Origin of the sequence: Pseudoalteromonas aliena, from assembly GCF_038155085.1 — a bacterium.
GTDB lineage: Bacteria > Pseudomonadota > Gammaproteobacteria > Enterobacterales > Alteromonadaceae > Pseudoalteromonas > Pseudoalteromonas aliena_A.
Genome location: NZ_JBAKAU010000012.1, coordinates 107654 through 120826 on the forward strand (window position 1 = coordinate 107654; position 13173 = coordinate 120826).

12 protein-coding genes are annotated in these 13173 nt (G+C 38.3%); 8 read left to right on the forward strand and 4 right to left on the reverse strand.

Annotated elements, in window-relative coordinates; genetic code table 11:
• Positions 1-22: 22 nt before the first annotated feature.
• Positions 23-688, reverse strand: coding sequence for an N-acetylmuramate alpha-1-phosphate uridylyltransferase MurU (gene murU, locus V6260_RS12805; RefSeq protein ID WP_341594550.1), 666 nt, complete (start codon positions 686-688; stop codon positions 23-25).
• A complete protein-coding gene (locus V6260_RS12810) occupies positions 685-1686 on the reverse strand; it encodes an aminoglycoside phosphotransferase family protein (RefSeq protein WP_341594551.1) in 1002 nt (333 codons plus the stop codon). The genes murU and V6260_RS12810 overlap by 4 nt, the downstream gene beginning before the upstream one ends.
• Before the next feature lie 112 nt (positions 1687-1798).
• On the opposite strand from V6260_RS12810, the gene lptD reads away from it, so the two are divergent.
• The 7 genes from lptD (at position 1799) to V6260_RS12845 (ending at position 10544) form a co-directional block, all read left to right on the forward strand.
• Positions 1799-4051: an LPS assembly protein LptD gene (lptD, locus tag V6260_RS12815; protein WP_341594552.1), complete on the forward strand. Its 2253-nt coding sequence runs from the start codon at positions 1799-1801 to the stop codon at positions 4049-4051.
• 39 nt (positions 4052-4090) lie between these two features.
• Positions 4091-5386, forward strand: coding sequence for a peptidylprolyl isomerase SurA (surA, locus tag V6260_RS12820; protein ID WP_341594553.1), 1296 nt, complete (start codon positions 4091-4093; stop codon positions 5384-5386).
• Between the two features lie 2 nt (positions 5387-5388).
• Complete coding sequence (gene pdxA / locus V6260_RS12825; RefSeq protein ID WP_341594554.1) at positions 5389-6381, forward strand: 4-hydroxythreonine-4-phosphate dehydrogenase PdxA; 993 nt, start codon at positions 5389-5391, stop codon at positions 6379-6381.
• Complete coding sequence (gene rsmA / locus V6260_RS12830; protein WP_341594555.1) at positions 6378-7184, forward strand: 16S rRNA (adenine(1518)-N(6)/adenine(1519)-N(6))-dimethyltransferase RsmA; 807 nt, start codon at positions 6378-6380, stop codon at positions 7182-7184. The genes pdxA and rsmA overlap by 4 nt, the downstream gene beginning before the upstream one ends.
• A complete protein-coding gene (apaG, locus tag V6260_RS12835) occupies positions 7168-7557 on the forward strand; it encodes a Co2+/Mg2+ efflux protein ApaG (RefSeq protein ID WP_341594556.1) in 390 nt (129 codons plus the stop codon). The genes rsmA and apaG overlap by 17 nt, the downstream gene beginning before the upstream one ends.
• 13 nt (positions 7558-7570) lie before the next feature.
• Positions 7571-8389, forward strand: a complete 819-nt coding sequence (locus tag V6260_RS12840; protein WP_341594557.1) for a symmetrical bis(5'-nucleosyl)-tetraphosphatase — start codon at positions 7571-7573, stop codon at positions 8387-8389.
• Between the two features lie 139 nt (positions 8390-8528).
• Positions 8529-10544, forward strand: coding sequence for a methyl-accepting chemotaxis protein (locus tag V6260_RS12845; RefSeq protein ID WP_341594558.1), 2016 nt, complete (start codon positions 8529-8531; stop codon positions 10542-10544).
• A 161-nt stretch (positions 10545-10705) separates the two neighbouring features.
• Here V6260_RS12845 and mutM read toward each other — a convergent pair whose 3' ends face one another.
• Positions 10706-11515, reverse strand: a complete 810-nt coding sequence (mutM, locus tag V6260_RS12850; protein ID WP_341594559.1) for a bifunctional DNA-formamidopyrimidine glycosylase/DNA-(apurinic or apyrimidinic site) lyase — start codon at positions 11513-11515, stop codon at positions 10706-10708.
• Positions 11515-12030 (reverse strand): hypothetical protein, encoded by a 516-nt coding sequence (locus V6260_RS12855; RefSeq protein ID WP_341594560.1) that lies wholly within the window; start codon positions 12028-12030, stop codon positions 11515-11517. Before V6260_RS12855 ends, mutM begins: the two co-directional genes overlap by 1 nt.
• 117 nt (positions 12031-12147) lie before the next feature.
• On the opposite strand from V6260_RS12855, the gene V6260_RS12860 reads away from it, so the two are divergent.
• Complete coding sequence (locus V6260_RS12860) at positions 12148-13074, forward strand: manganese-dependent inorganic pyrophosphatase (RefSeq protein WP_341594561.1); 927 nt, start codon at positions 12148-12150, stop codon at positions 13072-13074.
• Positions 13075-13173: the final 99 nt, after the last annotated feature.

The window sequence follows — 13173 nt, forward strand, 5'->3', positions numbered from 1 at the left end:
TAAATAACTACCTCTATCAAATTTATGTATTGGCTATTGCTAAGCGCTCATTAAGTAATGCCAAACGTTGTGGTGTTCCTATGTCGTCCCACTGACCAATATAGAGTTCAGTAGAAACTAAACGTTCACTTAACTTACTGCGTAATATGGGTCCAAGAGGACGAATACCCGGCTCAATGCCTTTAAAAAAGTCAGCCTCATAACGACTAATTCCTGAAAATGTATACTTTTGACTATCTGGCGACAAATGACTTAACGCAAAATCACCTTCAAGGTTATGAGGTGGGTTTTCAACTAACACTATATGCGCTTCATCTGAGTGTAAATGTAGCTGAACGAGCGAGCTTATATTGTAATCAGTATATACATCGCCATTTATAACAATAAACGAATTGCCTAACAGTGGTAATGCTTGAATTATACCGCCCGCAGTTTCCAGGCCACCTTCAACTTCTTGGCTGTACTGTATATTGACACCAAACTGACTACCATCATTAAAATAATCTTTAATTTTATCACCTTGCCAGGCGAGATTTATTACAATATCGTTAATTCCTGCAGCTTTAAGGTTACTTATATGGTGCTCAATAAGTGGTTTTTCAGCCACTTTTAGCATTGGCTTTGGCATATTCTGTGTTAGTGGCATCATGCGCTGCCCTCGTCCTGCAGCTAAAATTAGCGCTTTCATGCGCGCTCCTTTGCTAACTTATCCATCACTTTGGGCACTATTATATTTTTAATCCACTCACTCAAAGCAGTAAGCTCAGAATAATTTGCAGCTACTTCAATAATGTAATTAAGAGTCGGTAAAATATTATCTAAATAACCAGATTTCCCATCGCGTAAATACAATCGGCAAAATATACCGGCTGCCTTTAAGTGACGCTGTAACCCAGTTAAATCAAAGTAATATTTAAACTCATTAAATGAAGTATCAATTATTAAATCTTGATCTGTAAATTCTTTATAAGCGAAACCAAGCAAACTTATTAGCTCTGCATCGGGCAACTTAAAATAGCAATCGCGTAGTAGCGATACCAAGTCGTAGCATAGCGGCCCTCTTACAGCATCTTGATAATCTATAATTGCCCACTGGCCATTATTATTCATAATATTACGGCTGTGATAATCCCGATGAACAGTAACGATTGGTTGTGCAAGCATGGCCTTTATTAATAGCTCTGAGCTTGTTTTCCACATTATTTTTTGATCCACACTTAATGACTCATTAATAAAACCGGTCACTAACCACTGACTAAATATATCAAGTTCAAGCTTTATAAAGTCTTCGTTATAAGCTTGCATAACATCCGAAGCTGGCGTTTTTGCCCATTTAACACTCAGGTTTATTAGTTCTTTATAATGTTCTGTTCGGTTTGTATCACCTAGCATGTCAGCTAAATGTGTACTGCCTAAATCGCTCAATATAAAAAAGCCTTGTAGTTCATCGCTAACTATTATTTTAGGGAGTAAAAAACCTTGTTCTGTAAATACCTTATTAAGTGATATGTAAGGCGCGTTATTTACTTTGTTTGGATCAGAGTCCATCACAATAAAATGCTCCCCCTTGCAATTTAAACGGTAATAGCGACGGAAACTAGCGTCACCAGTTACTACATTTAGCGAGGTTGGCTGTTCATTAAAGTGTGTGTTTATAAATTGTTGCAAATTCTCAAAGCGTTTCATTTTATAAGATATCTATTTTTCACTAAGTTAATTAGGTCAATTACTGTATTTGCCATTATTTTCCTTTATTATGTGCAGATTATATTTAATTACACAGCATTAAGGTCGATAAATGAGCAAAACCTGGGGCATATTGATGCTAAGCGTAGTTAGCGCACCATCGCTTGCCAAAACTGAACTTGCACACAATCTTTGTGGCATTTCAATGCAAACCAGAGCTTGGCAACCACTTGAAGGCCTTAACCTTGGTGAAGTTGACATTCAAGCTGATGATGTCGAACTACTTGGCACTCAAAGTGCTGAATTTACCGGCAACGTTGATATTAACACCCTTAAGATGAATTTGTCCGCACAAACTGCATTGATAGACAAACAACGCGGTTTGTTAAATGCAACAGGGCCAATTACTTACCAAGATTACGTTAGCCAAATAAGCAGTAGTGGATTAAATGCCGACTTAAATAACTCAGAAATAAGCCTACTCGGTGCAGATTATAATCTGACAGATCAGCAAGGTAAGGGTGGCGCAGAAAAACTTACTGTTAATCAGTCTGGCTTACTGCTCATGAATGCAAGCTTTACTACTTGCCCAAGTGACACCCCAGTGTGGGAAATTGCAGCTGACGAAATAAACCTTTCGCGTGAAGAAGGTTGGGGAGAAACATACAACGCAGTATTGCGCATTTTAGATACACCGGTTTTATATCTCCCCTATTTTACATTTCCTTTAGATGAGCGACGTAAGTCCGGGCTACTTACCCCAACCATTTCAAGCTCTGACAAATACGGTGTAGAAACTATTACACCATATTACTTAAATATCGCGCCTAATTTTGATGCCACTATTACTCCGCGTTATATGTCTAATAAAGGGCTGCAGCTACAAACTGAATTAAGATACCTTAGCGAACAACATGAAGGTTTAATAGGGATTGAATATTTAGACAGTGATGACTCAGAACCTAGCTTAAACGAGCGGTATATATTTCATTGGCAACAACAAAGCTACTTAGGCGAAAATTGGCGTGCTAATGTTAATGTGACCAATGTAAGTGATGATAACTACATCACAGATTTAGGCTCTAATTACGCAAATAGAACCGACACCCAGCTTTATCGTACAGGCTCACTTACGCATTTAGGTGACACATGGCAAACAGATATTAAAGTACAAAACTTTGAAGTACTTGGCGATCACTTAGAATCATATACAGCTGTACCACAAATTAACTTTACTCAAACCACACCATGGCGTTTTGATAACTTTGATTTTAGTGTATCGGGCGAAATCAGTCATTTTACTAATGATTCATCCGAAGTAGCCATAGACAGTGCAACGCGTGTCCATATAGAGCCAAAAGCACGCTATAAGTATGCAACCCATGCATGGTCTTTTTTGTCTGAAGTTAGTTTACTACAAACTAATTATAAACAAAGTGGACACTTGACTGGCACACAATACAGCGACACTGTATCTCGTACTATTCCTAAAGTACGTTTATACTCGCAACTTAATTTTGAACGTGATGCTTCATACTTTTTTGAAGATGGCGTACAAACCCTAGAGCCGCAAATTCAATATTTATATACACCTAATAAAGATCAATCAGACATTGGTTTATTTGATACAACCAAATTACAAGATGACTTTTTTGGCTTATTTAGAGATGTACGTTTTTCGGGTGTTGACAGAATAGCCGCAGCAAATCAATTTACTCTAGGGGCTACAACACGTTTATTTGATAAGAAACAAGCTGAAGTATTTAACTTTAGTGCAGGTCAAATATTTTATTTAAGTGACGACGCTAAGCCAACAGAACAAGGCTTAAATTCAGACACCAATTATAATGCACTGTTTGCAGCACAAACCATGTTACATTGGCATCGCCGTTGGTATCTTGGCGGAGGTATTCAATATGATACCGATGGTAAACAAATGGTACAGTCAAATGTAACACTTGATTACAAAGGCGATAATAATCAGCTAGTACAATTGAACCATCGCTATGCAAATGATGTCTCAGGAAATACAATCGAACAAGCAGGTATATTTACAAGTGTTCCTATTAGTGATGAATGGCAATTTATTGCTAGCTATCACCGAGACCTTGAAAATAATCGAAGCATCGAAGTATTGAGCGGATTACAGTATGAATCATGCTGTTGGGCAATCCAAATTACTGGCCATCGCCAAATAGAAACTGATTTAAATCAGTTAATAGGGCAAGAACAAGCAACTTTTGATTCAGGTATTAGTTTGAATTTTGTATTAAAAGGACTTGGCAGTAAAAGCCGTTATGATGCACAAAAATTATTACAACAAGGTATTTTTGGCTATCGTAGACCGTATTTTCTTAATAACTAGTATCACAACAGTACTATTAGCAAGAGTAGTAAAAAGAATATGAATTTAAAAAAATTATTAACATCAGCAGTTTTAAGCGTCAGCCTTTGTCAAAGTGCCATGGCTGCACCAGTAGAAATAGATAAAGTTATTGGCGTTGTAAATCAGGGCGTAATTTTACAAAGTGAAGTAGACACCATCATTGATCGTGTTAAAAAGCAAGCACAAGAGCAAGGCCAGCAATTACCGAAAGACGAGACTCTTCGTGTACAAGCTGTAGAGCGCTTAGTAAACCAAGCACTTATGATGCAAATGGCTGAGCGTATGGGACTACAAATCTCAGACAGCCAGCTAGACCAAACACTTGCCAATATGGCAAAAGAGCAAGGCGGTACTATTGCCGACTTACGCCGCACCATTGAAGGTTCGGGTGAAAGCTTTCAAGCCTACCGTGAAGAAATTCGAAAAGAGATCACCACACAACAAGTAACACGTGCCAATGTCGATCGCCGTATTTATATTAGCGAGCAAGAAGTCGATAATCTTTTAAAAATAATGGAAACCCAAGGACAAAGTGCTGAAGAGTATGACATTGGTCATATTTTAATAGACATTCCTAATGATGCGACAGCCGGCGAAATAGATAGCGCAAAAACACGTGCTGATAAAGTTATCGAACTGTTAAACGATGGCCAAGAATTTAAACGTATTGCGATTTCATCATCAAGTGGCTCTAAAGCACTTGAAGGTGGCCAGCTTGGTTGGATGGGCATCAACGAAATGCCGTCTCTTTTTGCTGAAGCTGTAAAAAATAAAAAGAAAGGCGCAATTGTCGGACCTCTTCGCTCTGGTGCAGGTTTTCACATTATAAAAGTACAAGATGTACGTGGTTTGCAGGTAGTAGAAACAACCGAAGTACGCTCACGTCATATACTTATTAAACCGTCTATTATTTTGAGTGAAGAAAAAGCTCGCTCGATGCTTGCAGGTTTTGCAAAAGATTTACGCGCAGGGAAAGCTGATTTTGGTGAGCTTGCTAAAGAATATTCTGAAGATCCAGGCTCAGCACTTAAAGGTGGTGAATACGACTGGACTGATCCTACGACCTACGTACCCGCGTTTAAAGATACATTACTTTCTCTTAAGCAAGATGAAATCAGCGAACCGTTTAGAACACAATTTGGCTGGCATATTGTTCAGTTACTTGGTAAACGCGTAGCAGATAAAACAGAACTAGCTAAACGTAATCGTGCACATGGCATGCTATTTAACCGTAAATTTAAAGAAGAAAGTTTTAACTGGCAGCAAGAAATGCGCGAGCAAGCCCACGTTGAAATTTTCCCAACAGAACAATAAATATGACCCTACGAATTGCTATTACTCCGGGTGAACCTGCCGGAATCGGCCCTGATTTGCTACTCACGCTTGCTCAGCAAGCGTGGGATGCTCAACTTGTAGTGCTGGCTGATGGAAAATTACTAAAAGAGCGCGCTAAACACCTTGGTTTATCTATAAACCTAATTGAGTTTGATGAACAATTACCAGCAACCTCAGCACCAGCTGGAAGCATCTATATTCATCAAGTTGATTTAGGAGTTGATGTAGAGCTTGGCGTACTAAACGACGGCAATGGTCAATATGTATTAGACACTTTGCGTATAGCAAGTGAAAAAAACATGGATGGTACGTTTGACGCAGTTGTTACTGGTCCAGTTCACAAGGGCATTATTAACAAAGCGGGCATTTCATTTAGCGGGCACACTGAATATTTTGCGCAGCAATCAAATACTGCAGATGTAGTAATGATGCTCGCAACTGAAGGATTGCGTGTTGCACTTGTAACTACTCATATCCCACTAGCCTATGTATCACGAGCAATCACACAAGAACGTTTAATTAAAGTAGCCGGTATTTTAAATCACGATTTACAAACCAAGTTTGGCATAGAAAAGCCGCGTATTTTAGTGTGTGGCTTAAATCCACATGCTGGTGAAGACGGCCACCTAGGTCGTGAAGAAATAGAAACAATCACACCCACGCTTGAAATACTCACAAGCGAAGGTATGAATCTAATTGGCCCATTACCGGCCGACACCTTATTTCAAGATAAGTACCTATCTGAAGCAGATGCCGTGCTTGCTATGTATCACGATCAGGGATTACCTGTGCTAAAATACAAGGGATTTGGTAAATCAGTAAACATTACCCTTGGCTTACCATTTATCCGCACCTCAGTTGACCACGGTACTGCACTCGATTTAGCAGGAACGGGGACTGCTGACGTTGGCAGTTTTGAATTAGCGATCCGCGAAGCAATTAAGCTCGCCCAAGAAAAAGCACAAAATCAATGACCGATAAAGTACATTTAGGACACCGCGCCCGTAAACGTTTTGGGCAAAACTTTTTATTTGATGAATCTATCATCGATAAAATAGTCTCTGCAATTGATCCTAAACCTGAAGACAACTTAGTAGAAATTGGCCCCGGCCTTGGCGCAATTACTGAGCCAGTAGCCGACTTAAGTGGCCATTTAACGGTTGTTGAATTAGATAAAGATTTAGCGCAACGATTAATTGAGCACCCATTTTTAGGGCCTAAATTAACCGTTAACCAAGGCGATGCAATGACGTTTGACTTTGCAAGTTTGGTACGCGATGACAAAAAATTAAAAGTGTTTGGTAACTTACCTTACAATATTTCGACACCGTTATTATTTCATCTTTTTGAATTTGCAGATCATATTGAACACATGCACTTTATGCTTCAAAAAGAAGTGGTAAAACGTATGGTTGCTGGCCCGGGAAGTAAAACATTTGGCCGCTTAAGTGTAATGACTCAATACTACTGTCACGCAATGCCGGTAGTTGAAGTGCCACCTGAGTGCTTTAAGCCAGCACCAAAAGTTGACTCTGCGGTTATTCGTCTAATACCTAAAAAGCCAGAGCAACGCACCGCCAAAAGCGTTAAAATATTAAATACAGTTTGTTTAGAAGCCTTTAATCAACGCCGTAAAACACTGCGTAACAGCTTAGGTAATTTACTAACTGCAGAAGAGCTTACCAGCATCGGCATTGATATAACGCTGCGTGCTGAGCGCTTATCTTTACAACAATTTATTGATATAGCTAACTGGATTTATGACAACAAGCAGTAATATTGGGTCACCTGTAAAGGTATCCGTAGAAACATTTTATGTTGAAGGTCAATCTCAACCTGAACTTGAAAAGTATGTATTTGCTTACTCAGTAACGATTAAAAACCATAGCTTATGTAGTGCGAAGTTACTTAGCCGCTACTGGTTAATTACAGATGCTAACGGTAAGGAAATTGAAGTTGAAGGTGAAGGTGTAGTTGGTGAAATGCCAGACATTGGACCTGGTGAAAGTTATAGATACACCAGCGGGGCAATTTTAGATACTCCCGTAGGCACAATGCAAGGTCATTACACTTTACGTAACGAGTTTGGTGCTGAGTTTCAAGCCCCTATAAACGTTTTTCGTTTAGCCTGCCCCAATATTTTGCATTAAGCCGTAACCACTAATGGCAGACTATGCGATAGGTGATTTACAAGGGTGTTTTAGTGAATTTAGCACCCTACTACAGCGAGTTAATTTTAACCCCAGTAAAGATCATTTGTATTTAGTTGGTGATATAGTTGCTCGAGGGCCAGATTCACTAGCTTGCCTAGACTATATTTACCAGCACCAAGATAGTATAACCATAACTTTGGGCAATCATGATCTCCACATGATTGCCTGTTACTATCTAAACAAGCCAATTAACCCAAAAGATAAATTAAGCCCAATATTTAAAAGTTCTAAATTGGCACATTACATTTCTTTTTTACAAACCCAACCACTAGCAATAGAGTTAAAACAATATAATAGCTTCATCTCTCATGCAGGGTTAAATCCTGATTGGTCAGTAAAGCAAGCGCTAAAACACGCTGAATTTGCAAAAAGCTGCTACCAATCAAATACTGCTAAAATATTTTTTGAACACATGTACCAAGCACACCCTGTAGAATGGTCGAGTAAACTTGATGATTTTGAAAAATTTCGATATATAGTTAATTACTTTACCCGCATGCGATTTTTAACAAAAGAAAATAAACTAGAACTCGATACAAAAAGCGCAATAACCAACAATGATGAATTAACTCCTTGGTTTAAGCACCCTAATATAAATGGAATTAAGCACAGCATTATTTTTGGACACTGGGCAGCTCTAGAAGGTAAAACAGATAATAAAAATATATATGCATTAGATACGGGATGTGTATGGGGTAATGCGATGACACTGCTGGAATTAGAAAACAAAAAAATAATTGCAGAAAAGTCACACCTTTTGTCTAAATAAACTGATAAATGCTAATACATCTGTTAGATTTGTATATGAACAATTAATATAATTTAAAGTAATTGATTTTAATTACTTAACTTATCGCAGCTAGAGCCGATAAGTTACCACTTGTCGTACTTTTTATTGGAAAATACATATGAACTTAACTGTCAGCCAACGAATCTGGGGTGGCTTTATTGTAATAACGTTACTACTTTTAGTCATTGGTGGTAATTCGTTGATAAAAATAGAAAATATAAACAATTCAGCTCAACAAGTTAACCTGCTTTCACTTCCTGCATTAAATAAAAGCTCAGAGTTACAAGCCGAGTTTATTTTAATGAGTAAATCAGCCCAAGCAAGCTTTTACACATCTTCGACCAAAGAATTAGAACCAATAAAAAAACAAGTACTAAAGCAAAAACAACTATTTACAAAGCTCCATTCAGAATTACAAAGTGTTGTTAAGTCAAACCCAGCTCTTAGTCGCAGTAGTCAAGATGTAGAAAAAACATACGCAAGTTTCTTAAGTACAGTAGAAAGTCTTCTAGATGATAAAAGCAAACAACTGGAATTAAATAAAACATTAAAAGCACAGCTAGATGCTATAGAGCTAACTACAGAAGATGCTAACTCTGTTGTATTAGATATTCTTGACATTAATGGCTTTGAAGAAAACTCTCCTCGCGCATACCAAGCGGCAAACAGCTTAGAAAATAACTTTATGTCTGTAGTTAGCAATAGCACGGACATGCTTACAGTTAAAACATTGAACACGCTTGATATAGTTAAAAATGAACAAACCTATTACCTTGACGAAGTCATACGTACTGTTGCATTGATAAAACCAGCTATAGAACAAACAAATAGTGATTTGTACACAAGTCTAAAAGAGTATGTAGACTCTTTAGAAAACAATATAAAAGGTAATAATGGTTTACCTGCAAATAAAAAACGTTTAATTGATGCTATTGCATTAACAGAAAAAGAACTTGCTCAATCAGAAGAAGCCACTCAAATGGCATTAAATCAAATTGATGAGTTAGTGCAACAAGCAAGTGATGTCGCTTTTACACTACAAAAAGAAGTAAGTAGCGATGTTGATTCGGCTAACTTATGGACTTGGGCAGGAATGATTATCGCAACATTGATAGCCATTGCTATAGCAGTTATGACGGTTAGCCGTATTACTAAACCACTCGCTGAGGTTAATCGTGTTTTAGATATTGTTGCAAGTGGTGACATGACGCAACGCTTAGATGATAGTGCTAAAGATGAATTTGGTGAATTATCAAGCAGCTGTAATACCCTAATTGATAGCTTACGTAGTTTGATTCAAGGTATTATTTCTCGTTCAACTCAGCTGGCAGCTGCTTCAGAGCAAACTTCAACAATTACAGCTGAATCAAGCCAAGCTATTAGTAATCAACAAGCACAAGTTGAACAAGCCGCTACAGCGACGACTGAAATGAGCAGCACTTCTCAAACAGTGAGCAAAAGCGCTCAACAAGCATTAAATGAAATTAAAAACGCTGACAAAGAAGCCGATAGAGTAAAAGGTATTTCAAACCAAAATAAAGCGACTATTGAGCAACTAGCTCGAGAAGTTGATGATGCATCACAAGTTATCAATAAACTTCATCAAGATAGTGCGTCAATTGGTAATATTTTAGATGTTATACGTGGCATAGCAGATCAAACCAACTTACTAGCACTAAATGCAGCGATTGAAGCAGCTCGAGCTGGAGAGTATGGACGAGGCTTCTCTGTTGTAGCTGATGAAGTACGCTCGCTTGCAAGTAAAACTCAAGAATCAACCCAAGAGATTCAATCTATGATTGAATCATTACAAACAGGTGCTGAAGCTGCTGTAAATGCTATGAATAAAGGTAAGCAACAAGCAGAATCTTGTGTTGAACAAAGTGACCTAGCTAATGCGGCGCTTGACTCGATAACAGAAGCCGTTGCACAAGCCCATGACGTAAGCGAAGAAATATCTACCGCAGCACATGAACAACAGCAAGTATCACAAGAAATCAGTGAACGCCTTGAATCTATTGTAGCCATCGCAGAGCAAACAGCCGAAGGCGCAAATCAAACCAATATATCAAGTTCAGAAGTTGCAAAACTTGCTGAAGAACTTCGTTTATCGGTAGATGCTTTTAAAGTTTAACATTGCCAAAAATGATAAATAAAGCCCGTTGATACTAAGTATCAACGGGCTTTTATTTATGCCAATCGGTATAATACTTTATCTATTTGAGAGATTAAATCTGACGCTAATTGCGTTTAATTGACTTGCAATAGGCCAGCTATTAACCAGAGTTCGGTTAACTACGTTTGGCAATTTGAGCAAAAAATAGTACTACGCTGCCCTAACCTAATTTCTTCTAATTCGTTTTCACACGTCATACATGGCTTACCTTTTCGGCCATATACTAATAACTCTTGAGCAAAGTACCCAGGCTTCCCATCACTTTGCGCAAAGTCTTTGAGCGTTGTTCCACCTTGCGTAATAGCCGCCGCAAGCGTATCTTTTATAATAGGAATAAGTACTTGATAGCGTTTAAGTGATACCTTACCGGCTTCCCGCTTAGGATGTATGCCCGCTTTAAAAAGCGATTCGTTTGCATAAATATTACCCACCCCCACTACCACGGCATTATCCATAATAAATTGCTTCACAGGGACTTTTTTGTTGCGCGATTGCTCGTATACACGCTTTGCAAAAAAATTATCCGTAAGAGGCTCAGGACCAAGCTTAGAGAGCAGTTTATGCACCTCACCTGGCTCTTGCCATAGGCAACAACCAAAGCGACGAGGATCGTTTAAGCGCAGTGCTTTACCGTTACCAAAAATAAATTCTACATGGTCATGTTTTTTAAGTGGCTCACTTTTATCTACTACACGCAAATTACCTGACATACCCAAATGTAGAATAGAGCTCCCAAGCTCACAGTGTAAAAGTAAGTATTTAGCTCGTCGTTCAATACTTGTGATTATAAGCCCTTCAAGCTGATACACCTCATCAGGCACTGGCCAGCGCATACTAGCATTGTAAATATTTACTTTAGTAACAACTTGGTTTTGTACATGGGGAGTGATACCCATTCGGCTCACTTCTACCTCTGGTAATTCAGGCATTAATTAGACTCACTTTGTGAAAAATCAAAACTAGGAAATAACTCTTTAGCCTTTGCTACATCAAGCGCTAGAACACGTTGGCTACTTTTTTCAAGTAAATAATAATGCGTTTCATCTTTATATAATAAGTAAACCCATGGCACGCTTTCTCCAGCGAGCTCAAAGGTAGCTACATATAATGGTGCTTTAGGGTTAAAAACCACTGACTCATTAATACTTTTAAGCTCTGCTCTTTGCCAAAGATTAATAAGCTCCTCCAACTGCTTAGTGGAAGGTTGCCAATGACCTGATTCAACATTATTTAAATCAGTAATACGCCAACTTGTACCAATACGCTCAATTTTTTGATCAACATACTTAAGCGTTAAAATAAAGCTCTGCTTTGGCAAAACGGGCTGTATTGAAGGCTCTACAGAGTGATTAAACAAGTGCTTATGCCAGCCATTCAAAAAGAAAATCATAATCAACATAGAGAAAATTATAACGTTGTTCCAACCTTTACGGCCCAGTCGCATATTATACACCTAGTAAATTCAAGATTTTAAAGTGTAACTAAAACTTAATTGCGCTGTCTATATGTTAAAGGGCGCATACTTTGTTAGAATATCAGCAAATTTAAAGGAGTTCCGTCAATGTCTATGTATGTAGTGGGCCATAAAATCCCAGATTCAGATTCTATTTGTGGTGCAATTGCACTGGCTTATTTAAAAAACCAAATCGATGAGCCCGCAATTCCAACTCGTCTTGGTGAAGTATCACCTGAAACGCAATTTATTCTTGATAAATTTGGGTTTGAAGCACCTGAGCTTAAGTTAAGTTACGCTGGTGAAGATGTGTATATTGTTGATCACACAGAAAAAACACAAGCACCGGATGATATCGACCAAGCTCGCGTTGTTGGCGTGGTAGATCACCATAAATTAGGTGACTTAACATCATCTACTCCGCTTGAATGTTGGATCCGTCCTGTTGGTTGTTCAAACACAATCATTAAAATGATGTATGACTTTTACAATGTAGAAATCCCTAAAGACATCGCTGGTATTATGATGTGCGCAATTTTAAGCGACACCGTAATATTTAAATCACCTACATGTACTACTGCCGACATTAAATGTGTTGAAGCACTTGCAGAAATTGCAGGCATAGAAGACTTTAAAGAGCTTGGTATGGATATGTTCCGCGTTAAATCTGCGGTAGAAAACACACCAGCACGCGATTTAGTAATGCGTGATTTTAAAGATTTCAACATGAACGATAACCTAGTAGGTATTGGTCAACTAGAAGTAATCGATCTTGCTGTGTTTGACGACATTAAAGCAGACCTTGAAGCGGATATTGCAAAACTAAAAGTAGAGGGCAATCGCCACTCAGTATTTTTACTACTTACCGACATAATGAAAGAAGGCTCAGAAATGCTAATTGTGTCAGACGATGTAAACCTAGTTGAGCAAGCTTACGGCGTAAAACCTGAAAATAATAAAGTATGGTTAGATGGTGTACTGAGCCGTAAAAAGCAAGTAGTACCACCACTACAAGATGCGTTTGCTAAAGTCTAATAGCAAATTTACATTTACTACGATAAAAACACCGTATTTAAATTAAACGCGGTGTTTTTTATGCCCGTAGGCGGGAGTTTATCTCGCGCATCTCTTACG

Coding starts and splice junctions, on each gene's coding strand:
- surA (WP_341594553.1), top strand. CDS start 4,091: ATGAATTTAAAAAAATTATTAACATCAGCAGTTTTAAGCGTCAGCCTT.
- V6260_RS12845 (WP_341594558.1), top strand. CDS start 8,529: ATGAACTTAACTGTCAGCCAACGAATCTGGGGTGGCTTTATTGTAATA.
- V6260_RS12855 (WP_341594560.1), bottom strand. CDS start 12,030: ATGCGACTGGGCCGTAAAGGTTGGAACAACGTTATAATTTTCTCTATG.
- apaG (WP_341594556.1), top strand. CDS start 7,168: ATGACAACAAGCAGTAATATTGGGTCACCTGTAAAGGTATCCGTAGAA.
- rsmA (WP_341594555.1), top strand. CDS start 6,378: ATGACCGATAAAGTACATTTAGGACACCGCGCCCGTAAACGTTTTGGG.
- murU (WP_341594550.1), bottom strand. CDS start 688: ATGAAAGCGCTAATTTTAGCTGCAGGACGAGGGCAGCGCATGATGCCA.
- pdxA (WP_341594554.1), top strand. CDS start 5,389: ATGACCCTACGAATTGCTATTACTCCGGGTGAACCTGCCGGAATCGGC.
- V6260_RS12860 (WP_341594561.1), top strand. CDS start 12,148: ATGTCTATGTATGTAGTGGGCCATAAAATCCCAGATTCAGATTCTATT.
- V6260_RS12840 (WP_341594557.1), top strand. CDS start 7,571: ATGGCAGACTATGCGATAGGTGATTTACAAGGGTGTTTTAGTGAATTT.
- mutM (WP_341594559.1), bottom strand. CDS start 11,515: ATGCCTGAATTACCAGAGGTAGAAGTGAGCCGAATGGGTATCACTCCC.
- lptD (WP_341594552.1), top strand. CDS start 1,799: ATGAGCAAAACCTGGGGCATATTGATGCTAAGCGTAGTTAGCGCACCA.
- V6260_RS12810 (WP_341594551.1), bottom strand. CDS start 1,686: ATGAAACGCTTTGAGAATTTGCAACAATTTATAAACACACACTTTAAT.